The sequence below is a fragment of the Pseudomonas sp. 22490 genome (assembly GCF_052044465.1).
GTDB lineage: Bacteria > Pseudomonadota > Gammaproteobacteria > Pseudomonadales > Pseudomonadaceae > Pseudomonas > Pseudomonas aeruginosa.
This window is the reverse complement of sequence record NZ_JBQENS010000004.1, coordinates 88,198-109,835: the sequence shown is the minus strand read 5'-3', so window position 1 is coordinate 109,835 and position 21,638 is coordinate 88,198. Positions and strand designations below refer to the sequence as shown.

Here is a 21,638-nt window from a genome sequence, read left to right as displayed (position 1 = left end):
GTCGTCCTCGTTGCGCCACGCTGTCCGGTCGGCCCCTCGCCTTGCGCTCACTCCAGCAACGCCAGCAGCTCCCGGTGCAACGCCTCGGGAATCGTCACGCCGTCCCTGGCGCTGCGTTCGCGCGCTTCGAAGCGTCGCTGCGAGGGCAAGCGCGCGCCCTGTTCGACGATGCCTTCGAACAGCGTCTCGGCGCGCGCCAGGTGCTCCTCCGCCGAGGCGCCGAGCATGCGCCGCGGATCGATGGCGATCAGCAGTTCGCCACCGTAGGGAGAAGAACGGCTGCCCTCGTCGTAGGCCAGCGACTCGGCACTGGTCAGGTCGCCGATCAGCGGACCGGCGAGCAGTTCGACCATCGCCGCCAGGGCCGAGCCCTTGTGCCCGCCGAAAGTGAGCATGGCGCCTCGCAACGCCGCGCTGGCATCGGTGGTCGGCTCGCCCTGCTCGTCCACCCCCCAGCCCAGCGGGATCGGCTTGCCGGCGCGTTCGTGCAACTGGATCTCGCCACGCGCCACGGCGCTGGTGGCGAAGTCGAAGACGAACGGCGGGCCGTCCGGACGCGGCCAGCCAAAGGCGATCGGGTTGGTGCCGAAGATCGGCTTGCGTCCGCCCGCCGGCGCCACCCAGGCATGACTCGGCGTGGTCGCCAGGGCCACCAGGCCCGCCTCGGTGAGTGCCTCGACCTCAACCCATAGCGCGGAGAAATGCACACAGCGGTTTACCGCCATCGCCGCGATACCCTGGCTGCGGGCCTTCTCCAGCAGATGCGGCAGCCCCAGCCGGAATGCGCACTGGGAGAACCCGCCATGGGCGTCGACCCGCAGCAGGCCGGGAGCGATGTCGTGCAGTTCCGGCTCGGCGTCGGCGGATACCTTGCCGGCCTTCAGGGTGGCGATGCAGCCGAGCAACCGCCAGATACCGTGGGACGCGCATTCGTCACGCTCCCCCGCCACCAGGGTATCGGCCACCGCCTGTACATGGGCTTCGCTGAAAGCGTGCCGGCGCAGGATGCGCACGGCCAGCTCGCGGACCTCGTCCAGCGTCATTCGGATCACGGGCTTCTCCTTGTTCGACCAATCCCTAGGGTGGCCTGCCGCGGCAGCCTTCTCTTGACCTCAATCGACCCGGAGCATGCCGAAAACGGCACAACCGGCTCGAGCACATCGAAAACTTACAGAAAATTCCTAGCAATCATGTAAGGCAATTCCAAATAGCCCCGCAGACCATCAAGAAACCCTTCCGCGCCCCGCTACAGGACCAAGCACCTTCCCACAGCCCGGTCGGAGACCACCCCCATGCTTCTTCGTCGTATCGCCATCACCCCACGCGCCGTCATCGGCTTCGCCATCCTCGCCTCGCTGCTGGTGGCGCTCGGCCTCTTCGCGCACAACCGCATGGGTTCGCTGAACCGCGCCGCCAAGGATATCGGCGAGGTCTGGCTGCCCAGCGTCGAAGCCTCGGCCCAGCTCAGCGGCCTGATGAGCGAACTGCGCCTCGGCGAGATGAACCACGTGCTGCTGCACGACGCCACGCGCATGCGCCAGCAGGAACAACGGATGGACGAGGTCATCGCTACCCTCGCCAGGGTGGAAAGGGAATACCGCCCCTTGCTGGTCCTGGACGAGGAGCGCGCGTTGCTCGACCAGTTCGTCCAGCGCCAGCAGGAATACCTCGAAGGACACGCCGCCCTGCTCGCGCTGTCCCGTGACAACCGTACCGACGAAGCCAGCGTGCTGATGGGCGGGGCCCAGTTGCAGCGCTACGAGCAGGTGCAGCGGACCCTGAAGCAACTCATCGCCCTCGACCGCGAGGCCGCCCGCGCCTCCACCGCCGAAGCCGCCGATGTCTACTCCCGGGCCTCCACCGCGATCCTCGCGGTGCTGCTGGTGGCCCTGGCGGCCAGCGTGACGATCGCCTGGCTGCTGACCCGCAGCATCGTCGTGCCGATCCGCCAGGCGGTGTCCTGTGCCGACCGCATCGCAGCCCGCGACCTGACCGGCGAGATCGCCAGCGACGGCGACGACGAGCCGGCGCAACTGATGAAGGCCATGCGCAGCATGCAGGCCAGCCTGCACGACACCATCGAGCAGATCGGCGATTCCGCCGCGCTGCTGGCCGCCGCTGCCGAGCAACTGAACGCGGTGACCGAGGAAGGCAACCGGTCGCTGGCCCGGCAGAACGATGAGATCGAGATGGCCGCCACCGCGGTCAACGAAATGAGCGCGGCGGTCGAGGAGGTCGCGCGCAACGCCAGCTCCACCGCCGAGGCCTCCAGTCTCTCGGAACGGGCCGCCGGCAACGGCCGCGCACGGGTCGGACAGACCGTCCGCTCGATCCGCCAGATGAACGCCGAGATCGGCCAGACCGCGCGCCTGGTGGAAGGCCTGGCCAGCCAGGCGCAGGACATCGGCAAGGTGCTCGACGTGATCCGCGCCATCGCCGAGCAGACCAACCTCCTCGCCCTCAATGCCGCCATCGAGGCCGCCCGCGCCGGCGAGCAGGGCCGCGGATTCGCGGTGGTCGCCGACGAGGTGCGCGCCCTCGCCCACCGCACCCAGCAATCGACCCATGAGATCGAAGGCATGATCGCCAGCGTCCGCGAGGGCACCGACACCGCGGTGTCCGCGATGCGCGAGAACGACCAGCGCGCCCGGCAGATGCTCGACGAGGCCGAGGCCGCCGACCACGCCCTGGGCGAGATCGCCGAGCACGCCACGCGGATCAACGAGCGCACCCTGGTGATCGCCAGCGCTGCCGAAGAGCAGGCCCACGTCGCCCGCGAGGTCGACCGCAACCTGGTGAACATCCGCGACGTTGCCGTACAGACCACCCAGGGCGCCGAGCAGACCCGCGGCGCCAGCCACGAGCTGTCGCGCCTGGCCAACGACCTCAAGGGCATGATCGGTCGCTTCGTGGTCTGACCCGCAGGCGAGCTAGGGCGTCGCGCGGCGCAGCACCAACTGCCCGCCGTCGCCCTTCTGCACCCGGTAGTCGCCCTCGCCCTGGCGACCGAGGAGCATCAGGGTCAGGCCGCCGCGTTCGAGCAGCGCGATCCCGGCCGGGGTAGGCCTCCAGGCACGCGGCTCGCTGGGCAGCCAGCGCGTGAGGCAGGCGGTATCGCCGCCCAGGTCGTAGCCACTGGCTTCCGCCACTTCGCTGTCGCGCAGCTCCAGGTGGCAGATCGCGGGCGCCTCGTCCTGCTGCAGGGTCCATTGCCCGGCGAGATCGGAAGCGCTGAGAAGAATCAGACTGCTGGCCATACTGATACCTGTGCTGAAAAAACCGCAGAGCAAGCAAACCATCCTGGAGAGCTTCGCGCTTGCCGACATCGAGAGATCTCCTTCAAGCCTGGAACATCGGATAACACGGCGAACGCCGCCCGCCATCCTCGCTTCGAACGCCAGCGCGCGCCAGGCGCCGCGGGCCTCCGTTCGTCCGCCAGGCCGCCGGCCCACGGGCGCGCCACAGTTCACAACTTCGCTCCTGTGGAAGACACCTATCAATTCGAACAGTGCCCGGCCGGCCGAAGGGCCGCGGTTCGTACCGCCGCACCGAACCGCGCCCGCTTCAGCGCGTCAGACGACGATGTCGGCCTGGGTCGCCTGGCCGATCAGATTGATCGCGAAATCGGCATGGGCGTCCCCGCTGAAGTCGATCGCCAGGCTGCCGGCCTTGCTCGCCGCGTCGTAGGACAGGATCGCCTGGCCGGCCTTGCCGGCGAAGGCGTCGACGTATTGCAGCACCAGCCCGCCGTTGACGAAGGCGTCCAGCCCGGACAGGTCGATCTTGTCCTGGCCGCTGACGAAGTCGCGCAGGGTATCCGGCGCCGCCGCGGAGGACTCGGCGATATCGCCGTAGACGAAGGTGTCGGCCCCCGCGCCGCCCCACAACTGGTCCGCGCCGAGGCCGCCGTAGAGGATGTCGTTGCCGGCGCCGCCCTTGAGCACGTTGGCCACGTCGTTGCCGATCAACAGGTCGCTACCCGAGCCGCCGATGGCGTTTTCCACGGTGACCCCGGCAGCGATCGACACATTGCCCTTCAACCCGCCGACATCGGACAGCGCCTTCTCGTTGAGGTTGATCTTCTGGTTCTGGCTGAAGCCGGAGAAGTCCAGGGTGTCGTTGCCGCCGGCGTCCCACACCGAGAACACCAGCTTGGAACTGGACGAGGTGGCGCTGTAGAAGTCGCGCTCGGTGTTGGAGTTGAAGCCGTACACCGTGTCGCCGGTGCGGGTGGTCAGGTTGGCCCCGTAGAGCTTCTGGATCGCCGCGATGTCGTCCAGCAGCGGTGCCGAGGAATAGGCGCCCTTGAAGTCCTGGCCGGTGTTCTGCTCTTCCCAGTAGCTCATCACCGAATAGGCGCGGGTGTCCTCGGCGTAGGTAGCGTCGGCGTAGGTGGGATCGCCCTCGCCGGCGTTGTAGTCGCCGGGGTGGCTCAGGCCCAGGGTATGGCCGATCTCGTGGGTCAGGGTCTGGCGTCCGTAGTTGCCGTTGGCCGGATTGACGTTGGCGCTGTAGCTGCTGTTGATCAGGTACCAGGATTGCCCCTTGAGCGCATCCGGTACATCCGGCAGGAAGGCGAACGCCGCACCGCCGACACTACTGCTAAAGTTGCCGAAGGTCAGGTCGCCCTGATCGCCCTGGCCGGCGTCGACGAAGTGGATATTGGTGACGTCCGACCAGGATTGCAGCGACAACTTGGCCTGGGCCTGCTGCTGCGCGGAAAAGGCGCTGAACTTGCCCAGCGAGTAGATATCGCTGACATACTTCCACGGCGTATTGAAGAAGTCGTTCGGTTTGGTCAGGAACGAATAGGACAGGGTCAGCACCGAGTCGCCCGGCGCTTTCTGCCAAGACGCCTGTTCGCGGAGGATCTGCTCCGCCGCCTGGTCGACGGTATAGGACGGATGGCCATTGACCAATTCGTCCCCGCCCCGCGCATAGGCATGCAGGAAGTTGTCTACCTGGGTATACGCATCGCTACGACCTTTCAATGCAAGAGAATTGCTGGACATTGTCATATCCCTTTAAGTTGTAAAGGAAATAACTCGGATACAATTATCGGATGGATAATTGCAGTTATCGGCCAGATCAGGCCGAAGTCCAAACTGACACAGCTCATTTTCCAATGTCCACAGGTTTCACGAAAAAAATTAAGCTGCACTTAAAGCATATGCACGAACGAATTCCGCATATATGAAATCATGCAGGAAAGATAAACTACCGAAGTCACTGGAATATTATAAAAACCGTTTCATATAAATAGCGCCTTATTGAAAAAACAATTCCATGCGTATTGTTCGACCTCTGTCGACCCGCCCGGGACATCGACTTCACGCCAGGCGAACAATTGCCTGCACGTCCTTCGCGGTCTCAATTGAGCGCGCTCCGGTTTTCCTCCGTATCGGTCTTCGACAGGGTGTGCAGCGGCGCCGGGCAATCCGTCGTCGCGCAGTCGCGGCGGCGCGCCGGCGTCTCGCCGGAAACGAAGTTCGCCGCCACCAGTTCCAGGTCGGCTTCGTCCAGCACCCCGGCGTAGAAACGCAGGCGTGCCCAGGCCGTGAGGTAGTCGTACTTGGCCTTGGACAGCTCGTTCATCGCGCTGTACAGCGCCTGCTCGGCGTTCAGCAGGTCGAGGTTGACCCGCACCCCGGCGGCGATGCTCTTGCGCGTGGCCATCACCAGCGTCCGCGCCGAATCCACGGTCATCTCGTAGGCGCGGATCTTCGCCGCGCTGCTGCTGCTCTGGTTGTACATCTTGCGCACCTGGTTGAGGGTCTCGCGGACCTTGTCGTCCAGGTCGTAATGGCTCTTCTCCATGCGATGCGTGGCCTGGCGCGTCGCCGCCAGGGTCTCGCCGCCGGAGAACAGCGGAACGCTCAACTGGATGCCGACGCTGTCGGTCTCGTAGCGCTGGTTGTAGGTGTTCTCCGAACCGGACTTGGACTTGCCGGTGCTGGCGTACAGGCCCAGGCGCGGCAGGAAGTCGGCGCGGTTCTGCTCGACCTCGTAGCGGGCCACGTCCACCGCGTGGCGCAGCGAGGCCAGCTCGGGATTCTCGGCCAGCGCCAGGTCGCGCCAGGCGGTGTAGCTGGCGGGGCTCAGCGGGCGCACCTGGAAGCGTTCGCCGAGCGGCGCCAGGTCGGCGATCTCCAGCGGCGCCCCGACCAGCCGCTCCAGCTCGCGCAGGGCGGCATCCTGGCTGTCCCGCGCCTCGATTTCCTGGGCCTGGGCCAGGTTGAAGCGGGCCTGGGTCTCCAGGGTGTCGGTGCGGGTGCCGTTGCCGCGCTCGAACTGGCGCTGGTTGAGCTGGAACTGCTCGCGGTAGGAGCGTTTCTGCGCCCGCGCCAGTTCGATCTGGTCCTGGGCCAGCAGCGCGCCGGTATAGGCTTCCAGGACCCGGACCAGCAGTTCCTGGCTCTGGCTGCGGAAGCGCTCGTCGGACAGCAGCGCCTGGGCCACGCCCTTGCGGTAGCGGCTGAAGGCCTCGTAGTCGAACAACGGCTGTTGCAGGCTGAGGGTGGAGACGTAGCTGTCGTAGTCGCGGTCTTCCTTGAGATCGCCGCGGGTGGTGGTCTGGGTCACATCGGACCAGCTGCGCCCACGGTTGTAGCTGTACACCAGGCGCGGCAGCAGCGCCGCGCGGCCGAGCGCACGGTATTGCCTGCCGGCCTCGTGCTCCTGGATCGCGGCCTGGAACTGCGGGTCGTTCTCCAGGGCCAGGTGATAGCCGTCCAGCAGGCCGAGGGCGAAGGCGTCCTCGCGCAGCAGCAACAGGAAGGCGCCGAACAGCCAGGTCATCAGGCGGCGCATGGTCATCGGTCAGTTCTCCGCCAGCGCCACGTGGGCGCGGTCGAACAGGGGCTTGAACAGGTAATTGAGCAGCGAGCGCTCGCCGGTGCGGACGAACACCTGCACCGCCATCCCCGGGCGGATCTGCAGGCCCTTCAGCTTACCCATCGCGGCCGCGTCGACCTGGGCGCGCAGCGCGTAGTAGGGCTGCTTGTTCTGCTCGTCGAGCAGGCGGTCGGCGCTGACCATGGTCACCTCGCCGGTGACCCGCGGGGTCTTGCTCTGGTTGAAGGCGGTGAACAGCATCTCCACCGGCAGCCCGCTGTGGATCCGGTCGACCAGGTTCACCGCGAGCTGGCCCTCCACTTCCAGGCTGTCGCTGTTGGGCACGATGTACATCAGCAATTCGCCGGGGCCGATCACCCCGCCATCGGTGAACACCTTCAAGCCGGCCACGTAGCCGCTGACCGGCGCGCGGATCTCGGCGTGGCGCAGTTCGTAGCGCGCCGAGGACAGCTCCTCCCAGAGCGTCCGCGCATTGACCTGGGTTTCCGCCAGTTGCCCGTTGACTTCCTTGCGGTACTCCTCCTCGCGTTGGGCGATGCGCATCTGCGCCTCGGCGATGCTCTGGCGGATCTGCCCGAAGCGACCGCTGCTCTCCGATAGCCGGGCGTTCACCTCGGCCAGTTGGCGCTCCTGTTCGAGCAACTGGTTGCGCGGCATGTAGCCTTCCTCGGCGAGGTCGCGCGCACCGCTCAACTGGCTGTTCAACAGGCGTTGTTGCAGGCGCTGGTTGCCCTCGGTCTGGCGCAACCCTTCGAGCTGGGCGCGCAGCCCCTCGATGTTCGCCCGCAATGCGGAGAGTTCGTTGGCCAGCGCGGTCTGGCGGCTGTGCAGCAACTGCCGCTGCAACTCCAGGCGCTCGCCGAGGGTCGGCAGCGGGGCCTGCTCGGCCAGCCCCGCGGGCATCTCCAGGGTCCGCCGGCCGTCGTATTCGGCCTGCAGGCGCGCCTGGTTGAGCCGCGCGTTGGCGTACCGGTTGAGCAGCGAATCGACGTTGGCCCGGGCCTGGGTCGGTTCCATGCGGATCAGCGGCTCGCCCGCCTCCACATGCTGGCCGTCGCGCACCAGGATGTGCTTGACCACCCCGCCCAGCGGATGCTGCACCGACTTGCGCTGGCCGGAGATGATCACCGTGGCCGGCACCGCCACGCCCTGGTCGAGCGGCGCGAAGGCGGCCCAGAGCAGCGCGCCGCCGAAGCCGAACAGGACCAGCAGCCAGCCCAGTCGCGCATAGGCGTTCTCGTCGCGTTTCACCGTGCGGGTCATTCCACACCTCCCTGGCGCGGCGCGGCCACCACCTGCGGCGCGCCGTAGCCGGCCACCCGGTAGTCCGCGCGCTGCTGCGACGCCGACGCGGCGCGCTGGTTGTTCAAGGCGGCGAGCACCTGGTCGCGCTCGCCGTACAAGTGCAACTGGCCGGCGTTCAGCGCCAGCAGGCGGTCGGCGCAACCCAGCACGCCGGCCCGGTGGGTGATCAGCAGCACCGTGCAGCCACGCGCCTTGAGCGCCTGGATCGCCGCCAGCAGCGCCTGCTCGCCGCTGTCGTCGAGGTTCGAGTTGGGTTCGTCGAGCACCACCAGGGTCGGCGCACCGTACAGCGCCCGGGCCAGGGCGATGCGCTGGCGCTGGCCGCCGGAAAGCCCGGCGCCGCCGACGCCGAGCACGGTGTCGTAGCCCTGCGGCAGGCGCAGGACCAGTTCATGGACCCCGGCCAGGCGCGCCGCCTCCACCACCTTGTCGGCCTGCACCTCGCCGAAGCGGGCGATGTTTTCCGCCACCGTGCCGGCGAACAGTTCGATGTCCTGCGGCAGGTAGCCGATGCGCGGGCCGAGGGTCTCGCGCTCGTACTGGCGGATCTCGGCGCCGTCCAGGCGCACGCTGCCGTGCAGGGTCGGCCAGATGCCCAGCACTACCCGCGCCAGGCTCGACTTGCCGGAGCCGGACGGACCGATCACGCCGACCACCGAGCCGGCCGGGATCGCCAGGGTCAGGCCACGCAGGGTGCGCGCCTCGCTGCCGGGCGGCGCCGCGTCCAGCGATTCCAGCAGCAGGTGGCCACGCGGCTCGGGCAATTCCATGCGCCGCTCGCGGGCGGGGAATTCGTCGAGCAGGCCGCTCAGCCGGCGATAGGCATCGCGCGCCGCGCCCCACTGCTTCCACACGCCGATCAGTTGGTCGATAGGCCCCAGCGCACGTCCCATCAGGATCGAGCCGGCGATCATCATCCCCGGGGTGATGCGTCCCTCCACCGCCAGCCAGGCGCCGAGGCCGAGCACCAGGGATTGCAGGGCGATGCGCAGGTATTTGCTCAGCGCGTTGATCCGCGCCGCGCGCTCGCTGGCCAGGCTCTGCTGGTCGAGGAACGCCTGGTGCAGCCGTTCCCAGCGCCCGCGCATGCTGCCGAGCATGCCCATCGCCTCGATCACCTCGGCGTTGCGCAGGTTGTTGCTGGCCAGTTGGCCGGACTTGATCGACAACTCGCCGGCCTTGGCCAGCGGCGCACGGGTGGCGCGTTCGTTGAACCAGGCGAGGGCCATCAGGGCCAGCGCGCCGACCAGCGAGAGCAGGCCGAGCCAGGGGTCGAAGAGGAAGATCACCAGCAGGTAGACCGGGAACCAGGGTGCGTCGAAGAAGGCGAACAGCGCCTGGCCGGTGATGAACTGGCGCAGGGTGGTCAGGTCGTGCAGCGCCTGGCTGGCCTCCTGGCCGCCGGCGCGCAGGTTGCGTTCGAAGGCGGCGGCGTAGATCCGCCCGTGCAACTGGCCGTCGAAGCGTTCGCTGACCCGCACCAGGACGAAGCTGCGCAGCGCCTCCAGCGCGCCCATGAAGACGAACACGCCAAGCGCCATCAGGGTCAGCATCAACAGGGTGACTTCGTTGGCCGAGGACAGCACGCGGTCGTACACCTGCAGCATGTACAGCGAGGGCACCAGCATCAGCAGGTTGATCACCCCGGAGAACGCCGCCACGCTGCGCAATGCGCCGCGGCTGGCCGCCAGGGCCTGTTTGATTTCGTTGGTAACGCTGGAACCGAGCCTTGCCATCGAGCGCGCTCACTTCTGCCACGACTGCCGCTGGAATCCCGAATGAGCCCGGATGGCACCTCCCTGTGCCGGGCGTTCCCTCGCCGTCAGGCGGCCAGGGCCTGATGCTCCGGCGCCGGGTCGGCGCCGATCAGCTGGATTGTCGGCGGCGCCGCTTCGCCGCCGTGGCCGAGCAGCGCCGCGAGCACCTTGCCGGCCCCGTCCAGTGCGCTGTGCGCGGTATCCCCGGCGATACCGGCGACGATCGACAGGTCATTGTCGAGGTCATGCACCAGCTCGATCTGGCCCTTCGGCCCGACCCCGGCGACATCGACACCGGCAATCGTTTGCGCATACAGCTTGCTGTCGAAGTGCAGGTCCAGCGTCGGCAGCGAGACACCGATGTCCTTGACCACCGGCACGTAGCCGAGGATGCCGCCGACGATGGGCAGGTCCTTGAGGGTCACCTCGTTCCAGCTCAGCAGCTTGACCTCGTTGTAGCTACCCAGCTCCAGGGTGCCGCCGAGATTGGCCACGCCGAGGTTGTAGCTGGGTCCGGCGATACCGTAGAACTTGGCGCTGAAGCCTTCCTTGTCGACCGAGCCGACCACTCCCAGGCCGCCGAGGTTGAGCGGCGCCAGCACCGGCACCAGCGGCGCGGTGATCGGATTCAGCGCCAGGGCTGCGGTGATCAGCGGAGTCAGCGGCGTCTCGCCGCCGAAGGTCAGGCCTTGCTCGGTGAGGGAGACGTTGATCGGCAGCGGGCCGAGGATGCCGCGGCTATCGGGAATCACGCCCTGGTCGTGATTGCCGCCGAGCAGCGAGCCGATCACATTGACCCCGAGCAGGCCGTCGCTATTGCCGAGGCTTAGCGAGCCACCCTGGTAGGCGGCGTGGTAGAGATCGTTGGCGGCCTTCAGGCTGTCGCTGCCGAATTCCCAGGCATGGCCGACGGTGGCACCGACGCCCTGCCCCAGGTCACCGACCAGCTTCAGGTAATCCTCCGGCTCGACGCGCCCGTGCAACAAGTCGTCGGCGATCGCCAGCGAGTTGCCGGCCAGCCCGCCCAGCGTGCCGACCGCGGAGCCTACGGTGTCGAGGGCGTCGCCGGCGATCTCGCCGAGCGTGCCGGCCACCGCGCCGACCGTACCCTCCAGCGCCTGCTCCACGCTGGCAACGGCGTCATGCACCGATGTCAGCGCTTCGTGCACCTGCTGCTCCACGGCGTCGACGGTGGAGCCCACCAATGTCCTGGCCACGTCCGCCACCGCCGTGACGGCGGTGGCGGCCACCTGCGTCGCGCGCTCGTAGACCTGGCCGAACAGGTTCGCGGCTGCATTGAATAATCCCATCTTCTGTTCCTCGATTGAGTTGTCTCGGTTATCGCGTTTCCGGCGCAGGTCGCTGTTTACCGACCGAACCGGTCACGCGGTTAAGCGCAGTCAGTGAGTTCCGCGAGAAAACGGAACGCGGGTACCTGAAAGTTCATCAGGCCTGGCGACAACTTGTTTTTATTGGAAGACAGGAGCCCCCGAGGGCGAAACCCATTTAATCCCGAGCAGCCCGCAACAGAGCGCTCTCCACCGCTTCGCCTGTTAAGTAGGACTAACATGGGAAAGGCAAATTTGTACCACCACTTAAATCAGTTCAATACTTTGGTTGGGCATACCGACCTGTCAGTTCTGCCAGGTGGATTTCCAAGCCCCTGATTCCTAAACGGATTATTGACGCTTTTAATTAATATCGAATGACGGACGGTCGCCCCGGCACGAACTCTGACGAAAATCAGAAATGAAGAAAGGGTTATATCCTTATGCACCAAAGTGCCGAGCCGCCCTCGCGGCGTGCCCAACTAGCGTGCAACTTCGGCAGCGCCCTCTTCGAAGAAGCGAATGACACTTTTGCGTGGCTCATAAGGAATACTCTTATTACGTGAAGCGCATCACAAAATATTGAATCGAACAGTCCAGGCGGATTGTTCTCTCCTGGTAAACGATGATTAACGGCGCGCTCCAAGGCCGGGTTATTTCCATGAATCGCTTCAGCCAACGCCTTGCCTGCCGATAGCCTCTGCCGTCACCCGTTCCCGCCCTTGCTCCCCGCCTTGCCTGCCCCTATCCTGCGCCCGTCACGGCCAAATCCGTGACCGGGTTTGACAGCCCGAAGAGACGGCGCGATGCGCCGAGCGGTGCATGCGAAAGCAGCGAATGCTTTTGCAGGCATCGGCTCGACCGCAGTTTTCCAACTGCGGGCCTTCATGGCGGATCGCGTGGGGAGACCCTCGTGGTCTGCCGGTTCCGTTTCCCGGTCTGTCAACCCTGCGCGATCCTGCCTCCATCGATTGACAGCGAAGGCGGCAGGTCATGTGACTCTCAGAAACGGAGTACCCAGCATGACGAAGGATGAAAAGGAAAAGACCCACGTCGACGCAATCATCGAACGCTACAAGGACCTGATGGTCGAGATTCCCCCCGCCGACCGGCAACCCGGTCTCTCCCTGCTCTGGCCGGTTCCCGCCCAGCCCGCCATCGACAAGGGCGTCCGCCAGGCCGAGAACTGGCTTGCCGACCAGATCGAAGGCCAGCTCTGGACCGCCTTCGCCTTCGGCCGCGACAGCCTGCCCACACCGATGCAGAAGACCGCCTTCGAAGTGGCCTTCCTGACGCGCCTGCAGCAGCGCCTGGTAGCCGATCGACGTTCCGGTTGACCCGACCATGGCGAATGACGCCGGTGGCGTCGTTCGCCCCGACGTCAGGTCTCCATCGCGGTCTCGGGCACCGCGTACGAAATCATCGCCAGACTCCGCCTGGCAACGCACCGAGCGTCTGGAGCGCCCCGGTGCGCCATCCCCCCAGCCGGATTGAACGCAAGCGCACCCACCGCCCTCCTATATTCCATACGACCCACCACCTCAACCGGAACCGAGCAAGACTCCGCAGACATGGCACAGCCTTTCACCATCGAACCGGACCCGAACACCCTCGACCATCCACCGGCCTTCCTGGCCAACGGAGGAGCGGTCGGGAAACTGTTGCTCAGCCTCGACGCGGCCAGTTCGCCCCTCGGCCCGCCGGACGCCTGGTCGGCGAGCCTGAAGACGACGATGGCCACGCTGCTGCCGGCCAAGGCGCAGATCGTGCTGTTCTGGGGCGCGGAATTCGTCGCCCTGTACAACGATGCCTACGCGCCGAGCATCGGCGACAAGCATCCGCGCGCCCTCGGCCGGCCGGCGATAGAGAACTGGCGGGAGCTGTGGGATGACCTCGAACCGCTGCTGCGCGGGGTGTACGAGACCGGTGAAACCTTCGCGGCAAAGGATCGGCCCTTCTACATCGAACGCTATGGACGCGGCGAGACGGTCTATTTCGACGTGTCCTATTCGGCGGTGCGGGAAACCGACGGTTCCGTCGGCGGCGTGCTGTGCATCGTCACCGAGACCACCGAGCGGGTGCGTTTCGAACGCCGCCAGGCGTTCCTCCTGGAACTGGGCCAGACCCTGCCGTCCCTGGCCGATCCCCTGGAGATCGAAGCCACCGCCCTGCGCCGGCTCGGCGAGGAGCTGGGCGCGTCGCGGATATTCTTCGGCGAGGACAACGGCGACGGCATGACCTTCCAGGTTCATCGCGACTATCTCCACGACGGCCGCTCGGCGGTCGGTCGGCATCGCTACCTGGCGTTCGGCGCCACCCTGTCCGGCGAACTGCATGCCGGACGCAGCGTGGCGCGGGAAGACCTCGCCGGGGAGCGCGGCATGAGTCTCGACGAGGCGGCGAGCCGCGCGCGCCTGGGGCTGGGCGCCACGCTGCACGTCCCGGTGCTGCGCCACGGCCGGCTGGAGGCGCTGCTGGCGATCCACTTCGCCCATCCGCAGGCGCTCGGCGAAGATTCGCGCCGCCTGGCGGAGGAAGCCGCCAAGCTGGCCTGGACCTCGCTCACCCATGCCCGCGCGGAGCTGGCGCTGCGCACCAGTTCCGCGCAACTGGCGGCGATGTTCGACCAGGCCAGCGCGGGCATCGCGGTATGCGACCGGAACTGGCGCTTCACCCGGGTCAACGATCGCTACTGCGAGATCGCCGGCCGTTCGCGCGAGACCCTGCTCGGCCTGCGCATGCAGGACATCCTCGACCCCGCCGACTTCGCCCTCCCTGCGGCGCCAGGCGGAGCGACCGGCGCGGCGTTCGAGATGAGCGGCCGCTACGTTCGCCCCGACGGCGATACGGTGTGGGTGCAGAACCAGGTCACGCCGCTGGTGGACGAGCAGCATGCCGCCAGCGGCCTGCTCTGCGTGTGCATGGACATCAGCGCGCGGGTACGCGCCGAGAACGAGCTGCGCGAACTCAACGAAAGCCTGGAAGAACGTGTCGCGACCATGCTCGCCCAGCGCGAAAGCGCCCTGGCGCAGCTTCACGAGGCACGCAAGATGGAGATGGTCGGCCAGTTGACCGGCGGCATCGCCCATGACTTCAACAACCTGCTGACGCCGATCATGGCCTCGCTGGAACTGATCCGCCGGCGGCTCGACGACGCCCGCTCCACCGACCTCATCGACGGCGCGCTACAGTCCGCCGAACGGGCGCGGAACCTCGTCGGTCGCCTGCTCACCTTCGCCCGCCGGCAAACCCTCAAGCCGCAGGCGGTGGCCCTGCGCGAGCTGGTCGAAGGCATGCACGACCTGATCGAGCGCTCGCTCGGCCCGACCATCGAGGTCCGCATCGAGATCCCGGAACGCCTGCCGGCGGTGGTGGTGGATCCGCACCAGTTCGAACTGGCCATCCTCAACCTCGCGGTGAACGCCCGCGACGCCATGGGCGAAGGCGGCCGCCTGGAAATAGGCGCGCGGACCGACCTGGTGATCGACGGCGCGGTGGACGGTCTCGGCGCCGGCCGCTACGTGTGCCTGGAAGTCGCCGACAACGGCGGAGGCATGCCCGCCGAGGTGCTGGCCCGCTGCATGGAGCCGTTCTTTTCCACCAAGGGCGTGGGCAAGGGCACCGGCCTCGGCCTGTCGATGGTCCAGGGCCTGGTCGCCCAGTCCGGCGGCGGCCTGGGCATCCACTCGGAGATCGGCAAGGGGACCCGGGTGAGCATCTGGCTGCCGATCACCGCGGAGCAGACGCAATCCACCGCAGAAAGCTGCCCGGACGCACCGGAGGCGTTGCGGCCGACCCACGTGCTGCTGGTCGACGACGACAGGATGGTGCGCTACACCACCGCGCTGCTGCTCGGCGATCTCGGCTACCAGGTCAGCGAGGCGGCGTCGGCGGAGGAAGCCCTGGGCGAGGTCGAGCGCGGCCTGGCGCCCGACCTGCTGGTCACCGACCATCTCATGGCCGACAAGACCGGCGTGCAGCTTGCCGAGGAACTGCGCCAGCGCTTCCCGCAATTGCCGGTGCTGGTCATCACCGGCTACGCCAACCTCAGGCCCGAGCAACTCAACGGCTTCGAGGTGTTGACCAAGCCGTTCCGCCACAACGAACTCGCCGAACGCCTCGCCCGGCTGCTGGAAGCCTCGCCGTGAGGCGCCGGGCCGGCGGAACGCCTCAGCGCACGCGCTCGCGGCTCTTCACCGCCAGGTCCAGGGCTTTCTGCATGTCCAGCCGCGCCGAGCGGCCGACGTCGCGGTGGTCCAGGCGGTAGCCGCGCTCCGAGGGCAGGATCGGTGCGGTGAGGTCCTCGGCATCGGCCGGCTCGAAATCGTAGTCGCCGCCGATGGTCATGGCGCTGCGCCGGAGCAGCATGCGGATCTCCTCGGGTCGCAGCCGCGGGTTGAGGGAAAGCATGGCGGCGACCGTGCCGGCGACCATCGGCGTGGCATAGGAGGTGCCGCAGTGCACCTCGCCCCGCGCGTCCCGCTCCAGGGTCGAGGCATGGGTACAGGCGGCGGCGGTGACATCCACCCGCATGTCGACGTTCGAGGTGCTGCGCTTGACCGCGTAGGCCGGGTCGTCCACCGCCAGGCCTTGGCGCTCGCTGCGCTGGTGGCCGCCCACCACCAGCAACTGCTCGGTAACGAAGGAGGACGGCAGGCGGTATTCGTCGGTACCGGAGTAGGACGAGCCGTTGCCGGCGGAGTTGACCACCAGCACGTCCGGATGCTCCTTGCGCAGCCAGAGGAAGAACTCCTCGAGCAACTCCTCGTAGCCGCTCATGGCGATCCCCGAGCGCACCAGCGAATCCACCTCGTCGCCATCGACGTCGCGAGCGCCGACGCGGTGGATGCCCCAGCTCCAGTTGAGCACCCGCACGCCATCCTCCACCAGGTTCACCGAGGCGGCGACGTTGGCCGTGATGCCAGCATCCGAATTGCGCTCGACGATCACTTCGAAACCCTGGCTGGCGCGGTCCAACCCACGCAGGAAACCACTGTTGCCGCCCTGGTCCCAGCGCGCGGCGAGGATGCCGGCGACCGTCGAACCGTGGTTGTCGGGACGTTCGGCATCGCGCGCGTAGAGGCAGGTACGCGGTGCGGGCGCCTTGCAGGGGCCGAGGTAGTCGGCGAAGTCGGGAGCGTCGAAGTCGACGTCGCGCTCGATCACCCCGATGCGCACCGGGCGGGTCTCCAGCGGCGCCTGGCGGGCGCGGACCCGACGCTGGTAATAGTTCACCGCGTCCATGAAACGATTGGCCGCCCACTCGTCGGAGTCGCTGTCCGGCTTGTCCACGGGCCGGCGCGCCGCCTCGGTTTCCTCGCCCTTCTCCGGCGCGGACTCCTCCACCACCACGGCGTCCACGCTGGTCTCGCTGCCGATGCGGAGGACCAGCGCGTCGCGCTGGACGAGGTCGCGCGCCGGCAGGCGCAACTGGTAGAGGTTCAACGGCGGGATCGCGCCGACCACCCGCGCGCCATATTTATCGGCCAGGCGTTCGGCCTCCCGGCGACCGTCGTGGTTCTCCTCGATCAACAGGCTGACCAGGTCGACGTAGGTGGTCAGGCCATCCATGTTCTTCGCCACCTCGTCGGGACCGGCGGCGAGCACATGACTGCCGTTCAGGGTCAGCCATACCGGATTGCTGCTGCGCCCGCCCTGCTCCAGCCAAAGCGGACCGCTGGCGTGGCCACGGCGGTCCAGGCGGAGCCGCAGGCCGTCGCCCTCGCGCCGCAGGGCGGTGGCCGGCAGTTCACGGCCGTCCAGCAACAGGCGCGGCAGGCCGGCGCCCAGGCCGCGCACGCGCAGGCACCACTCCTGCCGCTCGCTGGCCAGGAGATCGCCGCAGCGCTCCAGGCGCTCCAGGCGCAGGGGTGTTTCGGCGGCGACCAAAGGACTGCCCAGGGACGCGAAAAGGATGGCGAAAACGGCACGGCGCAGCGGCATGGACTCGGCTTCCGTAACGGGGACCTGTTGTTCCGACCACCTGGCGAAACGCTTCGTTCAGGTTGAAGGCGGGCCCCCGGCCACGCCGAGGCGCAGGCTAGCCCACCAGTTGTTCCAGCGCCTGCGCCTCGTCGAAGGCGGGGTGAACCGCTGCTCCCGGCAGATCCACCGCATCTCCCTGCTGGCCATCCCGGCCGGGCTGCTGGCCCAGGGCTGCGGCCCGTACCTGATGCGGCAACGCTGAAAAATCCGCCGACTGTCCATTTCGCGACGATGACTGGCGCTTTTGCCGGCGCAGGCCGCCCGCGCCTGCCTTACCGTTCCCCGCTCTTTCAGACACGGGAGCAGGGCAATGCCGCTTGCCAGTCATCTGCGTTGCGTGGCGCTGGCGCTGGGTATCTCCACCGCGCTGGGCTGCGCGAACCGCAACCAACCCGCGCCACGCGCGGAAAGCCTCGACCCTGGCCTGTCGAGGGTGGCGGGAACCCGCGGCGACGCGCTGCCCGCCCAGTGGTGGACGCTCTACCAGGACCCTGGGCTGAACCACCTGGTGGCCGCCGCGCTGCGCCACAACCGCGACCTGGCCGCAGCCGATGCCCATGCCCGCGCGCTCCTCGGCCATCTGCGCGGCGCACAGGGCGAACGCTGGCCACGGACCGAGGTCGGCTATGGCTACCAGTATGGGCGCGACGGCGACGACCAGACCCTCGCCGAAGCCACCGACGAGGACCTGCACAGCCAGTGGAAACACACCGCCCGCCTCGACCTGTCCTACCAGTTGGACCTGTGGGGCGAAGTCCGCGCCCGCATCGCCGCGGCGAAGGCGGATGCCGAAGCGGCGCAAGCGGCGCGCGACCTGCTCAGGGTCAGCGTGGCCAGCCAGACCACCCTCGCCTACGTCCGCGCCTGCGCCCTGGCGCGACGGGCAGAGGTACAACGCCGATCGGTCGGCCTGCTCGACGCGAGCCTGGCGCTGAGCGAACGCCAGCTCGCCGCCGGCCTTTCCAGCGAGCTGCAGCGACGCCGGCTGCTGGCCTTGCGCGAACGGACCCGCGCCGCGCTGCCGATGCTCGAGGCGCGGCGGCGCGCGGCACTCTACGAACTGGCGCTGCTCAGCGGGCGCTCGCCGCGCCAGTTGGACGCTCCTGCCGCGACCTGCGCCGGCATACCGCAACTGCGCCGTGCCCTGCCCACCGGCGACGGCTGGAGCCTGCTGGCGCGCCGCCCGGACGTCCGCGCGGCCGAGCGCCGGCTCGCCGCCGCCGACGCCCGGCGCGCGCTGGCCGAAGCCGAGCTGTACCCGCGCATCAGCTTCGCCGTCGGCGCCGAGACCTCCGCAGTGACCCTCGCCGGCCTCGGCGGCAGCGGCGCGCTGGCCTACGCGGCCGGCCCGCTGCTGAGCTGGCGCTTCCCCAACCGGGAAAGCGCGCGAGGCCGCCTGGACAGCGCAGCGGCAGAGCGCGACGCCGCCCTGGCGCGCTTCGACGGAGCGGTGCTCGGCGCCCTGCGCGAGGTCGAGCGTGCCCTGGCGCTGTATGCCGGCGAGCGCCAGCGGCGTGCCGACCTCCAGCGTGCCCTCGACGAGCAGCGCCACGCCTACCGGTTGGCGCGCAGCAACTATCGCGCCGGCGCCCTCGATGCCCTCGAGCTGCTCGACAGCCAACGCAGCCTGGTCGCCGACCGGGCGCGCCTGGTCGACGCCGAGATGCGCGTCGCCGAGCGCCAGGTCGAACTGTTCCGGGCTCTCGGCGGCGGCTGGCAAGCCGCTCCCAGCCCCTCCCATCAGGAAAACGGACAATGAACCAGGCAATCAGGGAACCCATCGAACACACCACTGGCGAAACCATGCCAGCAGCCACGCGCCGGCGCCGAACCTGGCTGCTGGGCGGCCTCGCCGGCGCCATCGCGCTCGCCGCCCTGCTGGCCTGGTGGTGGAGCAGCGGACGCTTCCTGGAGGGCACCGACGATGCCTATGTACGCGCCGACTGGGTGGCGGTCAGCGCGCAGGTCTCCGGCTACGTCGCCGAGGTGCTGGTGGCCGACGACGCCGACGTCCAGGCCGGCGACCTGCTGCTGCGCCTGGACCCGCGCGACTTCCGCCAGCGCCTGCGCGCCGCCGAGGCCCGCGAAGCGGCGGCGCAGGCGGCGCTGGAAGCCCAGCGCGCGAAGCTGGAGACCCTCGATCGGCAACTGCTGGAGCAGGCGCAGACGATCAGCCGCGCCCGCGCCGATGGCGAAGCGGCGCGAGCCGAATGGCGCCGCGCCGAGACCGACTGGCGACGCTACCGGCAATTGGCCGACGAGCATGCCACCAGTCGCCAGCGCCTGGAGAACGCCGACGCGGCGCACCAGCGAGCGCGGGCGGCGGCGCGGCGGGCAAGCGCCGAGGAAGGCCGCCAGCGCGCCGCCAGGGACGTACTGAAGAGCCGGCGACGCGAGGCGGAGGCGGCGCTCGCCCAGCGCCAGGCGGAGCTGCAGGAAGCCGCGGCGGCGCGCGAACTGGCGCGCCACGCCCTGGACGATACCGAAATCCGCGCCCCATTCGCCGGCCGCGTCGGCCAGCGCAAGGTGCGCCTGCGCCAGTACGTCACGCCGGGGCTGCCGCTGCTGGCGGTGGTGCCGCTGGAGCAGGCCTACGTGGTGGCCAACTACAAGGAGACCCAGCTCGAACGCATCCGTCCCGGGCAACCGGTAGAGCTGGAGGTGGACACGTTCGGCCGCCGCTGGCGCGGCCGCGTCGACAGCGTGGCGCCGGCCTCCGGCGCGGTATTCGCGCTGCTGCCGCCGGACAACGCCACCGGCAACTTCACCAAGATCGTCCAGCGCTTCCCGGTGCGTATCCGCCTGGACGCCGACGCCGCCGAGCGGGGCCGGCTGCTTCCGGGGATGTCGGTGATCGCCACCGTGGACACTCGCGAACCGGACGGAGCCTCCGCCGATGAGCGCTGACGACAAGGTATCGCTGCGTGCCTGGGTCGCCGTCACCGGCGGCCTGTTCGGCTGCTTCATGGCCGGCATGAACGTGCACGTCACCAGCGCGGCGCTGCCGGAGATAGAAGGCGCGCTGGGAGCCACCTTCGAGGAGGGCTCGTGGATCTCCACCGCCTATCTGGTCGCGGAAATCAGCATGATCCCGCTTACCGCCTGGCTGGTGGAAGTGTTCTCCTTGCGCCGGGTGATGCTCCTCGGCTCGCTGGTGTTCCTGCTCAGTTCGCTGAGCTGCGCGCTGGCGCCGAACCTGTCGACGCTGATCCTGATCCGGGTGATCCAGGGGGCTTCGGGGGCGGTGCTGATCCCGCTGTCGATGCAACTGATCCTCACCGAGCTGCCGTCCAGCCGGGTACCCCTCGGCATGGCGCTGTTCAGCCTTTCCAACAGTGTGGCCCAGGCCGCCGGCCCGTCGATCGGCGGCTGGCTGGCGGATGCCTATTCCTGGCGCTGGATCTTTCTCCTGCAACTGTTGCCGGGGATCGCCCTGCTGGCCGCGGTGGCCTGGTCGATCCGCCCCCGCGACGGCGACCGCGAACGCCTGCGCCAGGCCGACTGGCTCGGCATCGGCGCGATGGTCGCCGGCCTCGGCGCGCTGCAGATCGTGCTGGAGGAAGGTGGCCGCCGCGACTGGTTCGAGTCCGGCTTCATCCGCACCTTCGCCGTCCTCGCCGTGCTCGCCCTGCTGCTCTTCGTACAGCGCCAACTGTGGGGCGCGCGGCCGTTCATCAACCTGCGCCTGCTGGGCAGCTACAACTTCGGCGTGTCCAGCCTGGCGATGGCGGTGTTCGGCGCGGCGACCTTCGGCCTGGTGTTCCTGGTGCCCAACTACCTGTCCCAGTTGCAGGGTTTCAACGCCCGGCAGATCGGCGACAGCCTGATCCTCTACGGCCTCGTGCAACTGCTCCTGGCGCCGCTGCTGCCGCGCCTGATGCGCTGGCTGAACCCCAAGCTGCTGGTGGCCGGCGGCTTCGCGATCATGGCCCTGGGCTGCTGGATGGGCGCGCACCTGAACGCCGACGCGGGACGCAACGTGATCATCCCCTCCATCGTCGTGCGCGGCATCGGCCAGCCGCTGATCATGGTCGCGCTCTCGGTACTGGCGGTGAAGGGCCTGGACAAGGCCCAGGCCGGCTCGGCCTCGGCGCTGATCTCGATGCTGCGCAACCTCGGCGGCGCGATCGGCACCGCGCTGCTGACGCAACTGGTCTCGCTGCGCGAGCGCTTCCACTCCGAGCGGATCGGCGAGACCCTGACGATCTTCGACGGCGCCCTGCAGCAGCGCCTGGGCGGTGGCCAGGTGCGGATACAACTGCCGGAGCAGCAGCAGGCGCTGGCCCTGCTCGACCACGGGGTGCGCCAGCAGGCCTACCTGATGGCCTACTCCGACGCCTTCTACCTTTCCTGCGTGGCGCTCCTGGCCTGCGCCCTGGCCTCGCTGATGCTGCGCCAGAAGGACTGA

Annotated in this window: 15 protein-coding genes; 7 read left to right on the top strand and 8 right to left on the bottom strand. The window is 68.3% G+C overall.

All coding sequences use genetic code 11. The features are described 5' to 3' along the window. Positions 1-47: 47 nt before the first annotated feature. Positions 48-1,052, bottom strand: coding sequence for a bifunctional delta(1)-pyrroline-2-carboxylate/delta(1)-piperideine-2-carboxylate reductase (gene lhpD, locus ACTJJX_RS05970; protein ID WP_003082545.1), 1,005 nt, complete (start codon positions 1,050-1,052; stop codon positions 48-50). Between the two features lie 240 nt (positions 1,053-1,292). Here lhpD and ACTJJX_RS05965 point away from each other — a divergent pair, with 240 nt between their 5' ends. Next, a complete protein-coding gene (locus tag ACTJJX_RS05965; RefSeq protein WP_003082544.1) occupies positions 1,293-2,918 on the top strand; it encodes a methyl-accepting chemotaxis protein in 1,626 nt (541 codons plus the stop codon). A 12-nt stretch (positions 2,919-2,930) separates the two neighbouring features. On the opposite strand, the gene aprI is transcribed toward ACTJJX_RS05965, so the two are convergent. From aprI to aprX, 6 genes are all read right to left on the bottom strand, one after another. Then, entirely contained in the window at positions 2,931-3,326 is a 396-nt protein-coding gene (gene aprI / locus ACTJJX_RS05960; protein WP_003082543.1) for an alkaline proteinase inhibitor AprI, read from the bottom strand. Positions 3,327-3,572: 246 nt separating this feature from the next. Then, on the bottom strand, positions 3,573-5,012 hold the full coding sequence (aprA, locus tag ACTJJX_RS05955) for a serralysin family metalloprotease AprA (protein WP_003082542.1): 1,440 nt from the start codon (positions 5,010-5,012) through the stop codon (positions 3,573-3,575). Positions 5,013-5,370: 358 nt separating this feature from the next. After that, entirely contained in the window at positions 5,371-6,816 is a 1,446-nt protein-coding gene (gene aprF / locus ACTJJX_RS05950) for an alkaline protease secretion protein AprF (RefSeq protein WP_016851865.1), read from the bottom strand. Between the two features lie 3 nt (positions 6,817-6,819). Next, entirely contained in the window at positions 6,820-8,118 is a 1,299-nt protein-coding gene (gene aprE / locus ACTJJX_RS05945) for an alkaline protease secretion protein AprE (protein ID WP_003082540.1), read from the bottom strand. Further along, positions 8,115-9,896, bottom strand: a complete 1,782-nt coding sequence (aprD, locus tag ACTJJX_RS05940) for an alkaline protease secretion ATP-binding protein AprD (RefSeq protein WP_003082539.1) — start codon at positions 9,894-9,896, stop codon at positions 8,115-8,117. Before aprD ends, aprE begins: the two co-directional genes overlap by 4 nt. Positions 9,897-9,982: 86 nt before the next feature. Next, positions 9,983-11,227, bottom strand: coding sequence for a type I secretion system-dependent protein AprX (gene aprX / locus ACTJJX_RS05935; RefSeq protein WP_016851866.1), 1,245 nt, complete (start codon positions 11,225-11,227; stop codon positions 9,983-9,985). Positions 11,228-12,267: 1,040 nt separating this feature from the next. Between aprX and ACTJJX_RS05930 the strand changes: the two genes are divergently transcribed. Both ACTJJX_RS05930 and ACTJJX_RS05925 read left to right on the top strand, forming a co-directional pair. Beyond that, positions 12,268-12,582 carry a LasR-specific antiactivator QslA gene (locus ACTJJX_RS05930; RefSeq protein WP_003106944.1) on the top strand — a complete coding sequence of 105 codons (315 nt, stop codon included), beginning with the start codon at positions 12,268-12,270 and terminating at the stop codon, positions 12,580-12,582. A 234-nt stretch (positions 12,583-12,816) separates the two neighbouring features. Further along, positions 12,817-15,393 (top strand): PAS domain-containing protein, encoded by a 2,577-nt coding sequence (locus tag ACTJJX_RS05925; protein ID WP_016851867.1) that lies wholly within the window; start codon positions 12,817-12,819, stop codon positions 15,391-15,393. A 22-nt stretch (positions 15,394-15,415) separates the two neighbouring features. Here the strand turns inward: ACTJJX_RS05925 and ACTJJX_RS05920 are convergent, their stop codons facing one another. Then, the gene (locus ACTJJX_RS05920; protein ID WP_003086721.1) at positions 15,416-17,188 is read right to left on the bottom strand and encodes a S8/S53 family peptidase; all 1,773 of its coding nucleotides are present in this window, start codon (positions 17,186-17,188) and stop codon (positions 15,416-15,418) included. Between the two features lie 109 nt (positions 17,189-17,297). Between ACTJJX_RS05920 and ACTJJX_RS05915 the strand changes: the two genes are divergently transcribed. The 4 genes from ACTJJX_RS05915 (at position 17,298) to ACTJJX_RS05900 (ending at position 21,638) form a co-directional block, all read left to right on the top strand. After that, positions 17,298-17,432 carry a hypothetical protein gene (locus ACTJJX_RS05915; protein ID WP_003106937.1) on the top strand — a complete coding sequence of 45 codons (135 nt, stop codon included), beginning with the start codon at positions 17,298-17,300 and terminating at the stop codon, positions 17,430-17,432. Between the two features lie 108 nt (positions 17,433-17,540). Then, positions 17,541-18,989 carry an efflux transporter outer membrane subunit gene (locus ACTJJX_RS05910; RefSeq protein ID WP_012614365.1) on the top strand — a complete coding sequence of 483 codons (1,449 nt, stop codon included), beginning with the start codon at positions 17,541-17,543 and terminating at the stop codon, positions 18,987-18,989. Further along, positions 18,986-20,137 carry an HlyD family secretion protein gene (locus ACTJJX_RS05905; protein WP_003145368.1) on the top strand — a complete coding sequence of 384 codons (1,152 nt, stop codon included), beginning with the start codon at positions 18,986-18,988 and terminating at the stop codon, positions 20,135-20,137. The genes ACTJJX_RS05910 and ACTJJX_RS05905 overlap by 4 nt, the downstream gene beginning before the upstream one ends. Beyond that, on the top strand, positions 20,127-21,638 hold the full coding sequence (locus tag ACTJJX_RS05900; protein ID WP_016253699.1) for an MDR family MFS transporter: 1,512 nt from the start codon (positions 20,127-20,129) through the stop codon (positions 21,636-21,638). Before ACTJJX_RS05905 ends, ACTJJX_RS05900 begins: the two co-directional genes overlap by 11 nt.